Consider the following 17,373-nt stretch of genomic DNA (forward strand, 5'->3'; position numbering starts at 1 on the left):
GAGGCCGCAGCGTGACCGCGCGGCACGGGGCCGCCGGAAAACGGGGTGCGGCAGAGTCGGAGAGCGGCCTACCGTCGGAGCATGAGCCCTGAGGTCCGCACGATCGGCGAGTCCGACTTCCCCGGCTGGCTGCGCGCCGTCAACACCGGTTTCCACCGGCCGCCGTCGGTGACCGAGGAGGAGATCGCACTCCGCCGCTCGCAGACGGACCTCGACCGCGTCCAGGGCGCCTTCGACGAGGGCCGCTGCGTGGCCACGTTCCGCAGCATGCCCCGCGAACTCACCGTGCCCGGCGGGGTGGTGCTGCCCGCCTCGGCGATCACCTCTGTCACCGTCACCGCCACGCACCGCCGACGCGGCCTCGCCTCCCGCATGATGGCCGCGGAGCTCGACGCCTGCGTGCGACGAGGCGAACCGGTGGCGATCCTCGTCGCCGCGGAGTACCGGATCTACGGCCGCTTCGGCTTCGGCCCCGCCGCCGGGGTCACCGAGTGGGAGGTCGACACCGCCCGCGCCGGCCGCCCCCAGGGAGCGCCGTCCGACGGCGGCCGCATCGACGTGGCGGACCCGTCCGAGGTCCTCAAGCTCGGCCCGCAGCTGCACGACCGCGTACGGCTGCGCCACCCCGGCGCGATCAACCGCACCGAGCGCTTCTGGGAGTACGCCACCGGGACGGTGGTCAACCCCTCCGCCCCCTGGAAGGAACCGATCTTCGTCCTCTACCGCGACGCCTCCGGACGCGTCGACGGCCTGGCCGCCTACTCGGTGGAGGACACCTGGCACGGCATGTTCCCCAAAGCCCCGCTCACGGTACGGGAGTTGATCTCCGCGACCCCCGAGGCCGAGCGGGCGCTGTGGCGCTACCTGCTCGCGATCGACTGGGTCGCCACCGTGCACACCGGCCGCCGCGGCCAGGACGACGTGCTGCCGATGCTGCTCGACGACCCGCGCGCCGCGCACGTCCACTCCACCAGCGACTTCCTGTGGCTGCGCCTGCTGGACGTCCCCCGTGCGCTGTCCGCCCGCAGCTACGCGGCCCCGGGCTCCGTCGTCCTCGACGTCGTCGACCCCGACGGCCATGCCGCCGGCCGCTTCCGCCTCGAGGCCGCCGCAGACGGCACCGCCACCGCCGAGGCGGCCCCCTCCGCCACCCCGGACGTCTCCCTCTCGGCCGCCGCCCTGGCGTCCCTGTACCTCGGCGACGAGTCGGCGGCGCGCCTGACCGTCACCGGCGGTGTCACCGAATCCCGCCCGGGCGGCACGGCCCGCGTCGACGCGCTGTTCCGCACGGCGCGCAAGCCGTGGCCGATCGACATCTTCTAGTCCTGCGTCCGCCCGTCGGGGCCCGTCGGCCGGGAGCCGTTCCCGCGTGCTGGCCGGGGGCCCGACGGCGCCGTGAGCCCCCGCGCGTCAGCGCAGGAGGAGGACGACGACCAGCACGCCGCCGAGACACAGACAGGTGTCGTTCCTGGACTTGTGGCCGATGAGGACGAGGGTGGCGGCAATCATGCCCATGGTCCCCCATCGCCACTGCATGAACTGTTCGAAGATCACGGCAGCCACGGAAGCTCCCCTCTCCCTCTCCTGACGCCAAACCGGTCAACTTGTCATGCAAATTGGTATGGTTGGCCTGACGAAGTTGTCCCCGGGTGGCTCCATGATCTAACCAACTTGGCCGCCTATATGGTCAGTTGATGTCCGGCTCGGCCGCGCAAAATGACCGCACGCGGCCGAGGGGTGCGCTTCCGCCCCCCTGGGCACCCTGCATGGACACCCTGCCGCTCACCTGGGCATCAGCTCTGACTTGACTGTTTCTGCCAAACCAATTCCGCCCTTTCGTGGGGGAGTTGTATGGTTGGACGCGTGAGCACCGAGCTCGACTCAGGCAAGGACAGAAAGTTCCAGCGCATCGTGGATGTGCTGCGAATGGAGATCGCCGACGGCAAGTACCCGGTCGGCCAGCGGATCCCGACGCAGGCGGACCTCAGGGAGCGGTTCCAGGTCTCACGGGCCACGGTGCAGCACGCTCTCAGGGCACTGGAGGACGAGGGCCTGATCGCGGCCAGGCAGGGCAGTGGCACCGTCGTGGTCGCCCGCCCGGACGCGCGGGTGCCCGCCGGGGTCGAGGACGATCCCGGAATGGTCTCCCTCGGCCCGTACATGGCCAAGGCCTTCGAGGCCGAACACGTCACTCTGGACCTGTTCAGCTTGACGGCCGAATCGATGGACGACCACATCCGGAGCCAGACCCTGCGCATCCGGGACGGACTGATCCGCCCGCGCAGCATCACCGTCCGGCTTCTCCTGCCCAGCGTCGACATCGATCTCGCGTTGCCGCGCACGAAGGGCGATCCGAGCGACGGACGCCCCAAGGACCGGCTGCGCGAGATGACGCGCAGGCATGCGGCGCAGCTGAAGAACGCACTGCTGGAATTGCGGAGCCTGCAGCTGGTTCCCGAGGTGTCCGTCCAGATCCGGACCGTCCCTCTGACGCCGCTAGTGAAGCTCTACCTGCTGAACGAACGTGAGGCCCTGCACGGCTTCTACCAGCTGGTGGAGCGGCCCATCGTGATGGACGGCGAGGAGTTTCCGATCTACGACGTCCTCGGTGTGGGCGCCACGCTGTTCCGCTACCAGGCTGACAGCGACCCAGCCTCGCGCGCGTCGATATTTGTGACCAAGGCACAACAGTGGTTCAACTCACTGTGGGAGTATTTGGCGCAAGACGCGACGTTTGGCGAATAAAGTAGTGAATTCTTCATTTGTGACATCTTTCGATGAGGTGCCTCCCCGCCTGATGGCGGCCTTCCGCCGTGCGGAGCACATCCTGTGGGATTTTGACGGTCCCCTCGTCACGTTGTTCGCCCAGCCCGACGATGCCAGCGACGCCTATCTGCCGCTGCTGGTCGCCGACGAGTTCAGGGTGATGCTGGAGAAGTGCGGCCTACCTGTGGGGCCTTTTGAGGGGTCACGGGATCCCTACGGGACTTACCAGTCGGTAGGTGCCCGCGGTGCGGAAGCCGGTGACGAGGCGACCGTGTCGGAACTTCTGAGGCGTATGCGTGATCGCCTCGACCGTCTCGACGAACAAGCCGCTTTGACTGCGACGCTCACCGATGGGGCGGATGAGCTCGTCAAGGAGCTGGCAGAGCAGGGCAAGCGCCTCGCTGTGGCGTCCAACAACGCCACCAAAGCCATCGAAGCCTGCCTGCGCAGGGCGGACCTGGCGAACGGAACGCTGATCGGCTGCTTTTCGGGCCGGATCGTCGGACGCCTCGACCATCCGGCGAAAATGAAACCGAATCCGGAATGTCTGTATCAAGCGATGGAGTGCCTGAGGGAGGGCTCCGGCGGTCCGGTCGCCCCGGCTTCCTGTCTGATGATCGGTGATTCGCAGGCCGATGCCTTGGCTGCGGCCCGGGCCGGCATCCCCTTCTGCGGCTACGCCCCCGATGCGGGCAAGCGGAGGGCACTGACCGCGGTCGGCGCCCGCGACGACATGATCGCCACGAACCTCGCCGCGTGTGCGGCGGCATTGGGCCGACTTGTGCGGGCTTGATGTGTCCATGTCTGCTGCTGCAACGTTTATCTGTGGCGCCGCTGTCGGGTATCAGGACTTCCGGGCGTCTGTGGCCTCCAAGTGGCGTTCGTGGCGACATCCAGGAGCAGTATGTCCAGTACGTCTCGGTGGGATCGCTTGCGCCTGCGGGCCGAGCGGGAGGGGACTCCGCTCGTAGGCCTGTACAACAGAAACTATGTCGTCCAACTCCCTGAGGAGTTGTCCGAGGAGACCGGCTTGCCGCCGCGGACACTGGTGAAAGTGCGTATACCCATCAAAGGCGCGGACATGTGCGATGTGCGTATATGGGCGGAAGACGACCTCTTGGATGCCTTGGCGATGGCATCGGAGAGCGGCAGCGTCGCCGCCGCTCCGCGCGTGCTCGCCCGGGGCGACGACTATTCCGTGCAGACCTACATCGAGGGCAGACACCTGACGGAGGTTCACCCCTATGCCTCCGATCTGCCCGAGTGGCGGCTCGTCGAGATCGGTGGTCTGTTCCGCCAGATTGCGGCCGTCAGCGTGGGCGACCTGCCCAAGGTTCCGGTCGACTGGCCGCGGGGCGACCAATCCCATCTCTTCTATCACCGCATCCTGGCAGCGGCCCAAGGCCAGGCCGACCGCTTTCGTGCCGAGTACGGCACCCTCTTCCGCGATCTCGGCCTTCTCCCCGGCCTGTGGGACCGCAGTCGTTCCCTGACGGCCGCTCTGACCGCGCGGCCTTTCGCCCTGCTGCACACCGACGTTCATCGTGGCAATGTCATCGTCCGGGACGGAGGGGGCCTCGCCCTGATCGACTGGGAACTCTCCCTGGTGGGCGACCCCGTCTACGAACTGGCATGCCATCTGTGCCGGATGCGCCACGATCCGGAGCGGCAGTGGAACGCAGCCGTCCGCATGTGGGCGGAGGCCGTCGCGGCGGTCGCGCCGGCCCGCGTGGAGGGGCTGGAAACCGATGTGGAGGCGTACGTCGCGCTTGAGCGTCTTCGATCCGCCCACAATGACACGGTGCGTGCGGCCGGCGCAGTACGGCGGGACCCCTCCCGCATCGACCAGGAGGCCGGTGTCATCGCCGCGCGTTTGGTCGCGGTGGAGGACTTCGGAGTGGACACCCGAAGTCCCTCGGCGGTCGCCGACGCGCTGAAGCAGTGGCTGGCGACAGGGCCAGCCCCCAGTCTTCTCACCGGCGCCCGCTGAGGGTGCGCGTCGCGTCGGCGGGCATACGCGGCGGCCGGTGCCCCCCCATGGGGGCGAAGCGCTCTCTCACCCACTTGTCCGCCGCCGCCGACTTGGGGACTCAGCCCCTTCGTGCAGCGCTGCTGATCGGTTCCATGAAGGACTATTAACTGGACCTGCAGGGTTCCGCTGGCCCACGCTCGAGGGCATGGGTATCCACGTACCGCTGATCACCCCCTTCGACGCGGTCGGCCGCGTCGCCGCCGACGCGCTGGAGCGCCTGGCGCACGACATGGCCGACGAGGGGGTCGCCGGGCTGGTGGCGCTGGGGACGACCGCCGAGGCAGCGACGCTGGACGAGGCCGAGAAGGAGGTCGTCCGCGCGACCGTGGGACGGGTGTGCCGTGAGCGCGGGCTGCGGTTCACCGTGGGGGCCGGAGGGCCGGACACCCGCAGGACCGCGGCGGAACTCGCGGAGCTGGACGCGGACGCCGCGCTCGTGTCCGTGCCGTCGTACGTCCGGCCCTCACAGGCCGGCGTCGTCGCGCACTTCGAGGCCCTGGCGGCGGCGTCCGCCGTGCCGCTGGTCGTCTACAACATCCCCTACCGCACCGGGCTCGCACTCACCGCCGACACGGTGCGCGCGCTCGCCGCGATCGAGGGGGTCGCCGGCTTCAAGCACGCGGTCGGCGGCATCGACCAGGACACCGTCCTGCTCGTGGGGCAGGTGCCGCTGTACGCCGGGGACGACGTCTTCGCGCCCGCGCTGCTCGCCCTCGGCGCCGAGGGGGCGATCACGGCCTCCGCGCACCTGGCCACCGAGCGGTGGGTGGAGCTGGCCCGCCGCCACGACGCGCGGCAGGCGCGGGCGCTCGCGCGGCTCGCCGCCGCCTGTTTCGCCGAGCCGAACCGCACGGTGATCAAGGCGGTGCTGCACGCCCGGGGACGCATCCCGACCCCCGACGTGCGGCTGCCGCTGCTGCCCGCCGGGCAGCCGTCCCTCGGGGCGGCACTCCGGGCACTCGCCGCATCGGGGGATACTCGGGACCGTACGCACGCACTGATCGGAGAGACCGGATGAGGATCGGAATCGTCGGAGCCACCGGCCAGGTCGGCGGGGTCATGCGCCAGGTGCTGGCCGAGCGCGGCATGCCGGTGGAGCAGCTGCGGCTGTTCGCGTCGGCCCGCTCGGCCGGACGCACCCTGCCCTGGAAGGACGGCGAGATCGCGGTGGAGGACGCCGCCACCGCCGACTACACCGGTCTCGACATCGTCCTGTTCTCCGCGGGCGGCGCCACCTCCAAGGCGCTGGCCCCCAAGGTCGCCGCCGCGGGCGCGGTCGTGATCGACAACTCCTCCGCCTGGCGGATGGACCCCGAGGTCCCGCTGGTCGTCTCCGAGGTCAACCCGGAGGCGATCGCCGACCGCCCCAAGGGCATCATCGCCAACCCGAACTGCACCACCATGGCCGCGATGCCCGTGCTGCGCCCGCTGCACGAGGAAGCGGGGCTGACCGCGCTGGTCGCGACGACCTACCAGGCGGTCTCCGGCTCCGGCCTGGCCGGTGTCGCCGAGCTCGACGGCCAGGTGCGCAAGGTCGCCGACCGGGCGACCGAGCTGACCTTCGACGGCGGCGCCGTGGAGTTCCCTGAGCCCGCGGTCTACCAGCGGCCCATCGCCTTCAACGTCGTCCCGCTCGCCGGAAAGATCGTCGACGACGGCAGCTTCGAGACCGACGAGGAGCAGAAGCTCCGCAACGAGTCTCGCAAGATCCTCGGCATCCCGGAGCTGAGGGTGTCCGGGACCTGCGTCCGCGTGCCCGTGTTCTCCGGCCACTCGCTGCAGGTCAACGCCCGTTTCGAGCGTCCGATCAGCGTGGCGCGCGCCTACGAGCTGCTGGGCGCCGCCCCCGGCGTGGAGCTGTCGGAGATCCCCACCCCGCAGCAGGCCGCGGGCAAGGACCCCTCGTACGTCGGCCGGATCCGGGTGGACGACACCGTCGAGCACGGCCTCGCGCTCTTCCTCTCGAACGACAACCTCCGCAAGGGCGCCGCGCTCAACGCCGTCCAGATCGCGGAGCTGGTCGCCGCCGAGCTGCGCGGCTGACCCCGTTCGCCCCTCGGGATGCCCCGGCGCCGACCGCGCGCCGGGGCATCCGCCGTTCCGCCTTGACCCTCACACGATGTGAGGCGCTGGACTCGGAGACGTCATGTTCAGCATCGGAGACTTCGCCAGGCACGGCCGCGTGTCGGTCCGCATGCTGCGTCACTACGACGCCATCGGTCTGCTGCGCCCGGACCGTGTCGACCCGGCCACCGGCTACCGCAGCTACGCCGCCGCGCAGCTCGCCCGGCTCAACCGCGTCATCGCCCTCAAGGACCTCGGCTTCACGCTCGAGCAGGTGCGGTCGATCCTCGACGAGGAGGTGAGCGCGCAGCAGCTGCGCGGCATGCTGCGGCTGCGCCGCGCCGAGCTCGCGGCGGCGATGGCGGCGGACGCGGCACGGCTGGCGGGTGTCGAGGCGAGGCTCCGGACGATCGAGAGCGAGGGACGGATGACCACCGACGATGTGGTGATCAAGGCGGTGCCCGCGGTGCGGCTCGCGGAGCTGACGGCGACGGCGGCCGGGTTCGAGCCGGCGCAGATCGGGCCCGTCATCCAGCCGCTGTACGACGAGCTGTGCAGGCGGCTGGACGCGGCGGGGGTGCGGCCCGCCGGTCCGGGCATCGCGTACTACGAGGACGCGCCGGAGGGCGACGGCGCGATCCTCGTCCACGCGGGGCTGCAGGTAGCGGTGGAGCCGGACGGCCGGTACGACTTCGCGGTCGTGGACCTGCCGGAGCTGGAGACCGCCGCGACGATCGTGCACCGCGGCTCCATGGACGACGTCCTGCGCAGCGCCCAGGCCCTGGCGCGGGGGATCGACGCCCACGGGGCCCGGTCGCTCGGCTACCCCCGTGAGCTGTACCTGGAGTGCGAGGGGCACCCCGACACGTGGGTGACGGAGCTGCAGGAGCCGGTGGCCACCGGGGCGGGCGTGACCGGTCAGCCCATGGGCTTGCCCCGCTGAGCCGCCTCGGCGACGAGTGCGAAGGCCGTCCGGCCGTCCAGGGACTCGCGGATGACGTCCGCGTGCCCGGCGTGCCGGGCGGTCTCCTCGACGAGGTGGAGCAGGATCCAGCGGGCGCTCACCTTCATGCCGGGCGGGTTCCATGGCGCGTCCGGCAACGGCACCGCGACCTCCAGGTCGGGCAGCGAGAGGACCGCCTCCTCGGTCTCCCGGCCGATCCGCGCGTACTCCTCCAGCAGGCCGGCCACGGTCTCGCCCTCCAGCAGCCGGAATCCGTCGACGTAGTCCGCCTCGTTGCCCTTCTTGTCCTCGTGGCCCAGCAGCAGGCCCTGGACCCAGGACTCCTCGGTCCTGGCGACGTGCTTGACCAGCCCGGCGAGGTTCATCCCGCTGGCGCTGGGCCGCGAGGACGCCTGCGCGTCGGTGAGCCCGAGCACGGCCCGGCGCACGCCGCCGCGCTGCGCCTCCAGGTAGGCCAGCAGAGCGTCCCGCTCACTCGTCTCGTTCCGTACCACCGTCGGCATCGCGCGCTCCTTGTCGTGGGTCTTGGCGGTGCGCCCGGTCTCCCGGCGCCCCCTTCACGCCTGCGACGGTAGGGGGATCGCGGTCAGTTCCTGTCCGAGACCGTCCGCGTGGTGAAGGCGCCCTCGAAGAGGACCGGGACGACGGATGCCGCGTCGAGCTCGGCGGCGACCGCGACGTCCTCGGGGAAACCACCGCCGATCAGTTCGCGCCCCGAGGCGCACGCCGCGAGTGCGGCGCCGGGGTCGGGGGTCCCGGCGAAGACAGCCGCCGCGGCGAGCGCCTCGGGGGAGAGCGTCACCGCCTCCGCGCGCTCGCGCAGCGCGGCGACGACCGCTCCGGCGCCCAACAGGTCCTCCAGCGCGGGCCGCAGGCTCCCGTCGGGCCAGCGCTCACCGGCGGCGATCACCGCGACGGGGCGGTCCGGGACTCCGTAGCCGTGCCGCGCGAGCCACGCGCCGACGGCGCCGGCGTTGCGCAGACAGGCGGCGACCACGGTGGCCGCCTCCCCGGCCGCCGCGGCGATCGTCGATCCGTTGGGCGAGGGCAGCACCAGCCGCGGGGTGAAGGGCGCACGGCGCAGGGCGGCGGGCGACAGCGACCAGGGCGAACGCCCGGTCGCCTCCCGCCGCCCCACCGCCAGCCGCGCCCCGACCCGCCGGGCGTACTCCGCGGCCGTGGCGTCGCGCCAGGCGTACGGGTGGACGGCGGTCCCCGCCTCGACGGCCACCGTCACCGCGGTGGTGAAGGAGAGGACGTCGACGACGACCGTGCACGCCGCGTGGACCCCGATCCGCCGGGCGCCTTCCGGCCCCCACTCGAACCGCACCCCGTGGCCTGTCTGCAGAAACCAGTCCTCGCTCATGAGCGAGGACTATGCCGCGACGGACCTGGCCTGTACATCGGCGACGACACAACTGACGTTGTCCGGACCGCCGGCGGCGTTGGCCAGCTCCACCAGCGTGCGCACCGCCTCCCCGGGCGCGGCGCCGGAGGCGAGCACCCGGCGCAGTTCCTCGTCCGGGACGACGGTGGACAGGCCGTCCGTGCACAGCAGGTACCGGTCGCCGGGACGCGGATCGTGCAGCCGCAGGTCGGGCTGGCGACCGGCGGTACGGGTGCCCGAGCCCAACGCCCGTACGAGCAGCGAGCGCTGGGGGTGCGAGACGGCCTCGTCCTCGGTGAGCCGGCCCTCGTCCACCATCGACTGCACCATCGTGTGGTCGTGCGTGATCCGGAAGAGGTCGCCGTCGCGCAGCAGGTACGCCCGCGAGTCGCCGATGTGGACGAGGGCCAGCCGCTCCCCGGACCACAGCAGCGCGGTGAGCGTGGTGCCCGAGTCGGCGTAGCCGCGCACGGTCTCGTCGGCCCGTTCCAGGGCGTCCTGCAGCACGTCCAGGAGCCCGCCCGAAGAGCCGTCGGCGCCCGTGTCGAGCGCCTTGAGCGCGTCGACGGCGGCGGCGCCCGCCGGGGCCCCCTCCCCGCCGAAGCCGTCGGCCACCGCCAACAGCCGGTCGCCGGCGTAGGCGGTGTCCTGGTTGCCCGGCCGGACGAGGCCGGCGTCGGAGAGGGCGGCGTAGCGCAGTTCCAGGGCGTGGTTCGCGTCGTTCACAGCGAGGTCCTTCCGGGACAGGTGATCGACGAGGAAGGCGGCCAGGTCCCGCCGCGCGCCGTGCGCCGCCTCGGCCTGCGCCCAGTACGCGCGGATCTCCCGCGCGGCGGCGGGCGCGGGAAGCGCGCACACCTTCCGTATGCGGGCCAGCGGCATCCCCAGCCGCCGCAGCCAGCTCACGAGCCGGGCGCGCTCCAGTTGGGCGGGCGCGTAGTGGCGGTAGCCGGTGAGCGGATCGACCCGTGCGGGCGTCAGCAGCCCGAGCTCGTCGTACAGCCGCAGCGCCTTCGGCGACAGCCGGGACGCCTTCGCGAACGCCCCGATCGTCAGCGAGTCCATGACGGGCTCCCTCCCTCGAGCCGGGCACACCGCCCGGCCGCTTCGATGCTGCGGCCTGCCCCAAGGTCAAGGTCAACCGGCTGCCGCCGCCCCTGGAACGGGCGCCGACGGGTTCCGCCACGGGCCCCGGGCGGAACCGCCCCGCGTGCCAGGGGCGCCGGGGACGGCGGCACCGGGTCTCAGCGAACCTGACTCTCCGCGAGGCCGTGTCCAGCGGTGGGTCGTCTTGAGTCAGACGCGGTGCAGCCCGACGTTTCCGTCAGTCCAAGGACTGTGGACCCTGGGCTGCTTCTCGCTCTCGCTCGGCCGTGAACTCGTCAAGGAGCTCGAACAGGACTTTGATCGCGTGCCGCTCGTCCTCGGGCGGAAGGTTCCCGTGGTGCCACCCGTTCGGCAAGGCGAGGTGGAGAACCTGGCCCGGCCAGGCGTGGTTGCAGTCACGTCCGCGACGGGCGACGAGCCAGTCGCGCCAGCCCGTGAGGCCGTGGCCGCCATGCCGGAGAGCGTGCTCGTCATAGCCGGTCAGGAACGCGGTCAGCACGTGGAAGGAGGTCTCGCCGACGAACATGTGCGGACGTTGGCCGACCATGGCGAAGTACTCGCGTTCGGTCATCTCCGGCAGGGGTTTCACACGTTTCCTCCGCTCGCGTACCCGCGCCGTCGGCGAGCGGCTCCGCCCAGGCTGCTTGCACAGCCCCGGACGAAGCTCGCGCCCTGTCGGGTATCCCACCGGGCAGAGCTCGCGCCACGTCGAACGCGTCAACCATGCGGTGGACCGTACAGGCCGGCCGGCTGCGCGGGGACCGCGTCCAGGTCGTTCGCCGGAACCGCCCCGACTCGCCAGTCCACCGGGAACGGGCAAGGCGACGGTGGACTGGGCCGGGCGGGGGAAGCCGTACCCCCCAATGAGACTTTTGCAAGCACAGTGCTTGCAAAAGTTAGCACCGCGCGGCATCCTCGGAGACATGGCTTCTCTGAACGTCGGCACCCTCGGCGAGTACCTGCGGGAGCAGCGCCGCAACGCGCAGCTGTCCCTGCGTCAGCTCGCCGACGCCGCGGGGGTGTCCAACCCCTACCTCAGCCAGATCGAGCGAGGACTGCGCAAGCCCAGCGCGGAGATCCTGCAGCAGCTCGCCAAGGCGCTGCGCATCTCCGCCGAGACCCTGTACGTGCAGGCGGGGATCCTCGACGAGCGGGCCCAGGGCGACGGGATGGAGGTGCGGACCGCCATCCTGGCCGACACGGCGATCAACGAGAAGCAGAAGCAAGTCCTCCTGCAGATCTACGAGTCGTTCCGCAAGGAGAACGCCGCGGTGGAGGAAGCTCTTGACGAGCAGCCCGCTGCGCCGCGCGAGCACATGGCGAAGAAGGCGGCGAAGAAGGCTGTCGCCGTCCTGAAACCGAACGCGTCCGGAGCGGCCGGACAGGGCAGCGGCGGTGGCGGCGACGCCGCGGCCGCCGGATGACCGGTCGCGACCGGTCGCGCGGAACGAGCGGACTCGACAGACGAATCCGCCAACATCCTCAAACGGGAGAAACCCTCATGGCGATCACCGAAGACATCGTCAAGACCCTCAAGGACCCGACCCCGCTGTACGCGCTGGCCGGGACCGCGGACCTCGCCGCCGAGAAGCTCAAGGAGGTCCCGCCGCTGATCGAGAAGATCCGCGCCGAGGCCCCCGAGCGCATCGAGAAGATCCGCGGCACCGACCCCAAGGCCGTGCAGGAGAAGGTGACGGCGCAGGCCAAGGACGCGCAGACCAAGGCGCAGGCCAAGGTCAACGACTTCCTGGGCACGATCGACGGCGACCTGCGCAAGCTGCGTGACTCCGCGCAGGACTTCGCGCTGCAGCAGGTGGGCCGGGCCGCCGAGTACGCGGTCCGTGCCAAGGAGGCGTACGACGGCCTGGCCGAGCGCGGCAAGGGCGCGGTCGCCACCTGGCGCGGCGAGGCCGCCGAGCAGGTCGAGGACATCGCGGTCGCGATCGAGCCGGACCCCGTCCCGGCGGCGCGTCAGGCGCCCGCCCCCGACGCCAAGCCGGCCGCCGCCCCCGCCCCGGCGCCGTCCTCGGCGCAGGAGAGCCAGGACAGGAAGGGCGCGGCCGCCGCCGCGGCGAAGAAGACCCCGCCGAACAAGAAGCCCGCGACGCCGGGCAAGCCCGCTTCCTGAGCGGCCGGACATCACGGGCCGGGCACGCACGGCGTGCCCGGCCCGTTGTGCCGGTACGGTGGGAGCCGACGACGGAGGTGGACGGCAATGCTGGTGCAGGGCTTCTACAACGTGCTGGGCTGGATCTCCCTCGCCCTGCTGGTCTTCGCGTTGTTCGCGCTGGTCGACGCGGCCATCCGGCGTGAGGACGCCTACCGGGCCGCGGACAAGAAGACCAAGCCCTTCTGGCTGATCATCCTCGCCGTGGCCGCGGCGCTGATCGGGTTTCTGCCGATCACGTCCTTCCTGCCGGTCATCGGCCTGATCGCGGTGATCGTCTACACGGTGGACGTGCGTCCCGCCCTCAAGCAGGTGTCCGGCCCGCGGCGGCGCGGCGGCAGCAGCAGCGACGGACCGTACGGCCCCTTCAAGCGCTGAGGCGGTCTCAGGTCCCCGCGGCTCGGGGTGCCCGCATGTGCGTCGGGCGGCCGGCCGGCGGGGTCGTCGGCCGGCCCGGTCGTCCGGGTCCGGTGGGTCAGGCGCCCGACTCCAGGAGCATGAGGGCGACGTCGTCCGTCAGCTCACCGCCGTTGAGTTCGCGTACCTCGGCCATGGCCGCGTCCAGCAGATCCTCGCCGGCGAGTCCGGCGGACAGCTGCCGTCCGACCAGTTCGACCATGCCCTCCTGGCCCAGCCGCTGCGCGCCGAGGCCGATCCGGCCCTCGATGAGCCCGTCGGTGTAGAGCATCAGGCTCCAGGCCTCGCCCAGCTCGAAGCGCGCGGCCTCCCAGCAGTCCTTCTGCGGCAGCAGCCCGAGCGCGGGGCCGCCGTGCTCGTAGGGCAGCAGTTGCGGCGCCATCCCGGACAGCGACACCAGCGGCGCCGGATGACCGGCCAGCCAGAGGTCGGCGGCGCGGCAGTCCGGGCTGATGTCGACCTGGCAGAGGGTCGCGAAGATCTCGGCGTCCGACCGCTCGTGCTCCAGGACCTGCTGGAGCGTGCCCAGCAGGTCGGCCCCGCACAGCCCGGCCAGAGTCAGCGCGCGCCAGGCGATGCGCAGCTCCACGCCGAGGGCGGCCTCGTCCGGCCCGTGGCCGCAGACGTCGCCGATCATCGCGTGCACGACACCGTCCGGGGTGCGGACGGTGTCGTAGAAGTCGCCGCCGAGCAGGGCCCGGCTCCGGCCGGGCCGGTAGCGGGCGGCGAAGCGCAGGTCGGCGCCGTGGAGCAGCGGCGTGGGGAGCAGCCCGCGTTCGAGCCGCGAGTTCTCCTGGGCGAGCAGCCGGGTCTCGGTCAGCTGGCGCTGCGCGACGTCGGCGCGCTTGCGCTCCACGGCGTAGCGGATGGCCCGGGTCAGATGGGACGGGTCCAGGTCTGCCGGGGTCAGGTGGTCCTGGGCGCCCACGCGGACGGCCTCGGCGGCGCGCTCGGCGTCGGTGTCGGCGCCCGCGGTCAGCACGAGCACGGCGGTGCGCGGGGCGAGCTGCAGCAGCTTCCGCAGGCCCTCCATCGGGTCGGGGGCGCCCTCGGCGGAGCGGGCGGCGAGTTCCAGCAGGATGCAGTTGACGTCGTCCCGGAGCAGCCGCTCGGCCTCGGTCAGGTTGCGGGCACGGCGGATGCGCACGCGCGTGCCGGAGACGTCCAGCAGGTCGGGGACGGTGAACGCGCCGGCGGGGTCCTCACCGATGACGAGCAGGGTCAGGGCAGGGGAGGTCCGGCCGTCGGCCAGGGGTGCTTCCTGGCGCGGCCCCGGCACGGCGGCGTACTGGTCGGTGCGCCGCCCGGTCGCGGACATCGGCGACATCGGGCAATCCTTCCCTCCCCCGAGGGCAACGTCCCGGAGGGGTCGGATCGACCGGATCGGTTGCTCAGCTCCGAGGACACTGAAGGGCGACCATAGCGGTAGCGTCCGAGGGCGGGGGAGGCCCCGCGGGTGAATCGCCCCTGTCATATGCGGTGCTGAGCTGCGGATTTCAGTCGCGCCGGGATGAACCGGGCATGACCAACGTCACGTTTGGCCCGTCCGCCCGTCCGCCCGTCCGCCCGTCCGGCGCAGGTCGCGGCCCGTCAGCCCCGCGCCGGGGCCAGGGCCTCCCAGCGGACGGTCACTTCGCCCTGGCGCCAGCGGGCCGGGGTGTCCGTCACCGGCCAGCCGCCCTGCCCCGCCAGGCTGCGGACGGTGCGGATCCACCGCTGCCGGGCGCCCAGTGACGCGAAAGGCGCTGCGGCCGCCCACGCGCGGTCGAAATCGGTGAGGAAGGCGTGCACCGGCTCGCCCGGCACATTGCGGTGGATCAGCGCCTTGGGCAGCCGCTCCGCAAGGTCGGAGGGCCGTTCCAAGGAGCCGAGCCGGGTGGCGAAGGTCACCGTGCGCGGGCCTTCGGGGCCGAGCGCCACCCACACGTGACGGCGGCCGATCTCGTCGCAGGTGCCCTCCACCAGCAGCCCGTCCGGGGCGAGCCGATCCCGCAGCCGCGTCCACACCTCGGCGACCCGTGCCTCGTCGTACTGGCGCAGGACGTTCGCCGCCCGGATCAGGGCCGGCCTGCGGCCGTCCGGCAGGGGTACCTCGAAGCCGCCGTGGGCGAACGACAGCCCTTCACGGGCGTACGGCCGGGCGGCGGCCACCCGGGCCGGATCGATCTCGATGCCGACCACCTCGGCGTCCGGGCGGGCGGTACGGAGCCGTTGCAGCAGTTCGAGGGCTGTCCACGGCGCGGCGCCGTAGCCCAGGTCGACCGCCAGGGGGTCGTCGCTGCGGCGCAGCGCGGGACCGTGCTGGGCGGCGATCCAGCGGTCCATGCGGCGCAGGCGGTTGGGATTGGTCGTCCCTCTGGTCACCTCTCCGACCGGCCGTGTCGCACGCATGCGCCGAGCCTATGCGAGCCCGGGGCCGCCTCGTCCGGGCCAGGACGACGGTCACGCTTTGGCAAAAGCGGAAATGGATCTAGGCCTTCCGCGGGTTGTCACCGTTCATGGGAGGCTTCCGCTCGGTCGCCTGTCGAGAAGTGGAGGACGCGACGTGAGCCAGTACGTGGCGAAGGTCCTGGCCGGTGGTCCCCACCGCCGGTTGCGCCGCCATGCCGTCGGTGGGCGCCGTCCGCGGCGCGTGGCCATGCTCAGCGTGCACACCTCGCCCCTCCACCAGCCCGGCACCGGGGACGCGGGGGGCATGAACGTCTACATCGTCGAGCTGGCCAAGCGGCTCGCGGAGGGCCCCGGCGTCGAGGTCGAGATCTTCACCCGCGCCACCACGGCCGCCCTGCCGCCCACGGTCGAGCTGGCCCCCGGGGTCCTGGTGCGGCACGTGGACGCCGGTCCGTACGAGGGCCTGGCCAAGGAGGACCTCCCCGCGCAGCTGTGCGCCTTCACCCACGGCGTGATGCACGCCGAGGCCAGCCACCGGCAGGGCCACTACGACCTGGTGCACTCGCACTACTGGCTCTCCGGCCAGGTCGGCTGGCTCGCCGCCGAGCGCTGGGGCGTCCCGCTCGTCCACGCCATGCACACCATGGCCAAGGTCAAGAACGCCGCGCTCGCCGAGGGCGACACCCCCGAACCCACGGCCAGGGTGATCGGCGAGACGCAGATCGTCGGCGCCGCAGACCGACTGATCGCCAACACCACCGAGGAGTCGGACGAGCTGATCCGGCACTACGAGGCCGACCCCCGCAAGGTCGAGGTCGTCCACCCCGGGGTGAACCTGGACCGCTTCCGGCCGGACGCCCACGGCGGCCGTGCCGGGGCCCGCGCGCGGCTCGGTCTGCCGCAGGACGCTGTGATACCCCTCTTCGCCGGCCGGATACAGCCCCTGAAGGCCCCCGACATCCTGCTGCACGCCGCGGCGATCCTGCTCGCGCAGGACCCGTCGCTGCGCGAACGTCTCGTCGTCCCCGTCGTCGGGGGGCCGAGCGGCAGCGGCCTGGCCAAGCCGGAGCACCTGCACAAGCTCGCCGCCCGGCTCGGCATCTCCGACCTCGTGCGCTTCCAGCCGCCGGTCGCGCAGGACCGGCTCGCGGACTGGTACCGGGCCGCGTCCGTGCTGGTCATGCCCTCGTACAGCGAGTCGTTCGGGCTGGTCGCCATAGAGGCCCAGGCCTGCGGCACGCCGGTGGTGGCGGCGTCGGTCGGCGGGCTGCCGGTGGCGGTGAGGGACGGCGAGACCGGTTTCCTCGTCATGGGCCACGACCCGGCCGACTACGCGCGGGCCCTGCGCCGCTTCATCGACCAACCGCAGCTGGTGCCCACCATGGGCGCCGCCGCGGCCCGGCACTCCGCGTGCTTCGGCTGGGACGCGGCGGCCAACAGGACCGCCGAGGTGTACGCGGGTGCGATGGCCGAGCGGCGGCGTCGCCTACGATCGCCGCATGGGTGAGCGGGAGCAGACGGCGGCGCGTGCGGCGGTCGAGCAGGCACTGGAGGACGCGGGACTCGGCTGGGAGACCGGCGCCAGGGGCGAGTACGTCGTGTCGCTTCCCGGCACGCGCAAGCTCTCCACCACCGTCGCCCTCGCTGTGGGGCGCCACTCCCTGACGGTCAACGCCTTCGTGGTGCGCCGCCCCGACGAGAACCACGAGGCGTTCTACCGCTGGCTCCTGGAGCGCAACACGCGGCTGTACGGGGTGGCCTACGCCCTCGACCCGCTCGGTGACGTCTATCTGTCCGGCCGGCTGCCGCTGGCCGCGGTGACGCCCGAGGAGGTCGACCGGGTGCTGGGCTCCGTCGCCGAGAACGCCGACGGCAGTTTCAACACGCTGCTGGAGCTGGGCTTCGCCGACGCGATCCGCAAGGAGCACGCATGGCGGACGGCGCGCGGCGAGTCCACGCGCAACCTCGACGCGTTCGCCCGCCTGATCGGTACGGCGGACGAGAGCCGCGCAGGCGGCGGGAGCGACGAGAGCCGCGCGAGCGACGAGTAGCGCCAGCGGTCGCGCGGGGGCCGCAGC

Annotated in this window: 19 protein-coding genes; 12 read left to right on the top strand and 7 right to left on the bottom strand. The window is 72.1% G+C overall.

What is annotated here, in order from left to right:
* Window positions 1-81: 81 nt before the first annotated feature.
* Window positions 82-1,323 carry a GNAT family N-acetyltransferase gene (locus AC3ET4_RS22965; protein ID WP_431952372.1) on the top strand — a complete coding sequence of 414 codons (1,242 nt, stop codon included), beginning with the start codon at window positions 82-84 and terminating at the stop codon, window positions 1,321-1,323.
* 87 nt (window positions 1,324-1,410) lie between these two features.
* Here AC3ET4_RS22965 and AC3ET4_RS22970 read toward each other — a convergent pair whose 3' ends face one another.
* Window positions 1,411-1,563 (bottom strand): hypothetical protein, encoded by a 153-nt coding sequence (locus AC3ET4_RS22970; RefSeq protein WP_431952374.1) that lies wholly within the window; start codon window positions 1,561-1,563, stop codon window positions 1,411-1,413.
* 300 nt (window positions 1,564-1,863) lie between these two features.
* Between AC3ET4_RS22970 and AC3ET4_RS22975 the strand changes: the two genes are divergently transcribed.
* From AC3ET4_RS22975 to AC3ET4_RS23000, 6 genes are all read left to right on the top strand, one after another.
* Window positions 1,864-2,745 carry a GntR family transcriptional regulator gene (locus AC3ET4_RS22975; protein ID WP_431952376.1) on the top strand — a complete coding sequence of 294 codons (882 nt, stop codon included), beginning with the start codon at window positions 1,864-1,866 and terminating at the stop codon, window positions 2,743-2,745.
* 19 nt (window positions 2,746-2,764) lie between these two features.
* Entirely contained in the window at window positions 2,765-3,559 is a 795-nt protein-coding gene (locus AC3ET4_RS22980; RefSeq protein WP_431952378.1) for an HAD family hydrolase, read from the top strand.
* 261 nt (window positions 3,560-3,820) lie between these two features.
* Window positions 3,821-4,756, top strand: a complete 936-nt coding sequence (locus AC3ET4_RS22985; RefSeq protein WP_431952380.1) for an aminoglycoside phosphotransferase family protein — start codon at window positions 3,821-3,823, stop codon at window positions 4,754-4,756.
* A gap of 187 nt (window positions 4,757-4,943) precedes the next feature.
* Complete coding sequence (locus tag AC3ET4_RS22990) at window positions 4,944-5,816, top strand: dihydrodipicolinate synthase family protein (protein ID WP_431952382.1); 873 nt, start codon at window positions 4,944-4,946, stop codon at window positions 5,814-5,816.
* Window positions 5,813-6,841, top strand: coding sequence for an aspartate-semialdehyde dehydrogenase (locus AC3ET4_RS22995; RefSeq protein ID WP_431952384.1), 1,029 nt, complete (start codon window positions 5,813-5,815; stop codon window positions 6,839-6,841). Before AC3ET4_RS22990 ends, AC3ET4_RS22995 begins: the two co-directional genes overlap by 4 nt.
* Before the next feature lie 103 nt (window positions 6,842-6,944).
* Window positions 6,945-7,805, top strand: coding sequence for a MerR family transcriptional regulator (locus AC3ET4_RS23000; protein ID WP_431952386.1), 861 nt, complete (start codon window positions 6,945-6,947; stop codon window positions 7,803-7,805).
* On the opposite strand, the gene AC3ET4_RS23005 is transcribed toward AC3ET4_RS23000, so the two are convergent.
* The 4 genes from AC3ET4_RS23005 to AC3ET4_RS23020 all read right to left on the bottom strand — a co-directional run bounded on the left by AC3ET4_RS23005 (window position 7,781) and on the right by AC3ET4_RS23020 (window position 10,909).
* Complete coding sequence (locus AC3ET4_RS23005) at window positions 7,781-8,329, bottom strand: DinB family protein (protein ID WP_431952388.1); 549 nt, start codon at window positions 8,327-8,329, stop codon at window positions 7,781-7,783. The two genes, AC3ET4_RS23000 and AC3ET4_RS23005, sit on opposite strands and share 25 nt — an antisense overlap.
* 83 nt (window positions 8,330-8,412) lie before the next feature.
* Window positions 8,413-9,192, bottom strand: coding sequence for a 2-phosphosulfolactate phosphatase (locus AC3ET4_RS23010; protein ID WP_431952390.1), 780 nt, complete (start codon window positions 9,190-9,192; stop codon window positions 8,413-8,415).
* Between the two features lie 9 nt (window positions 9,193-9,201).
* On the bottom strand, window positions 9,202-10,278 hold the full coding sequence (locus tag AC3ET4_RS23015; protein WP_431952392.1) for a MerR family transcriptional regulator: 1,077 nt from the start codon (window positions 10,276-10,278) through the stop codon (window positions 9,202-9,204).
* A gap of 259 nt (window positions 10,279-10,537) precedes the next feature.
* Window positions 10,538-10,909: a hypothetical protein gene (locus AC3ET4_RS23020; protein ID WP_431952394.1), complete on the bottom strand. Its 372-nt coding sequence runs from the start codon at window positions 10,907-10,909 to the stop codon at window positions 10,538-10,540.
* Between the two features lie 334 nt (window positions 10,910-11,243).
* On the opposite strand from AC3ET4_RS23020, the gene AC3ET4_RS23025 reads away from it, so the two are divergent.
* The 3 genes from AC3ET4_RS23025 (at window position 11,244) to AC3ET4_RS23035 (ending at window position 12,865) form a co-directional block, all read left to right on the top strand.
* Window positions 11,244-11,744, top strand: coding sequence for a helix-turn-helix domain-containing protein (locus AC3ET4_RS23025; RefSeq protein WP_431952396.1), 501 nt, complete (start codon window positions 11,244-11,246; stop codon window positions 11,742-11,744).
* Window positions 11,745-11,821: 77 nt separating this feature from the next.
* The gene (locus AC3ET4_RS23030) at window positions 11,822-12,448 is read left to right on the top strand and encodes a hypothetical protein (RefSeq protein WP_431952398.1); all 627 of its coding nucleotides are present in this window, start codon (window positions 11,822-11,824) and stop codon (window positions 12,446-12,448) included.
* Between the two features lie 87 nt (window positions 12,449-12,535).
* On the top strand, window positions 12,536-12,865 hold the full coding sequence (locus AC3ET4_RS23035; protein ID WP_431952400.1) for a DUF2516 family protein: 330 nt from the start codon (window positions 12,536-12,538) through the stop codon (window positions 12,863-12,865).
* A gap of 97 nt (window positions 12,866-12,962) precedes the next feature.
* Here AC3ET4_RS23035 and AC3ET4_RS23040 read toward each other — a convergent pair whose 3' ends face one another.
* On the bottom strand, window positions 12,963-14,231 hold the full coding sequence (locus AC3ET4_RS23040) for a PP2C family protein-serine/threonine phosphatase (protein ID WP_431952402.1): 1,269 nt from the start codon (window positions 14,229-14,231) through the stop codon (window positions 12,963-12,965).
* Between the two features lie 263 nt (window positions 14,232-14,494).
* Window positions 14,495-15,295 (bottom strand): class I SAM-dependent methyltransferase, encoded by an 801-nt coding sequence (locus AC3ET4_RS23045; protein ID WP_431952404.1) that lies wholly within the window; start codon window positions 15,293-15,295, stop codon window positions 14,495-14,497.
* A gap of 154 nt (window positions 15,296-15,449) precedes the next feature.
* Here AC3ET4_RS23045 and mshA point away from each other — a divergent pair, with 154 nt between their 5' ends.
* Window positions 15,450-16,802, top strand: coding sequence for a D-inositol-3-phosphate glycosyltransferase (gene mshA, locus AC3ET4_RS23050; protein ID WP_431952406.1), 1,353 nt, complete (start codon window positions 15,450-15,452; stop codon window positions 16,800-16,802).
* Entirely contained in the window at window positions 16,795-17,346 is a 552-nt protein-coding gene (locus AC3ET4_RS23055; protein WP_431952408.1) for a YbjN domain-containing protein, read from the top strand. Before mshA ends, AC3ET4_RS23055 begins: the two co-directional genes overlap by 8 nt.
* Window positions 17,347-17,373: the final 27 nt, after the last annotated feature.

The organism is Actinacidiphila sp. bgisy167 (assembly GCF_057707665.1).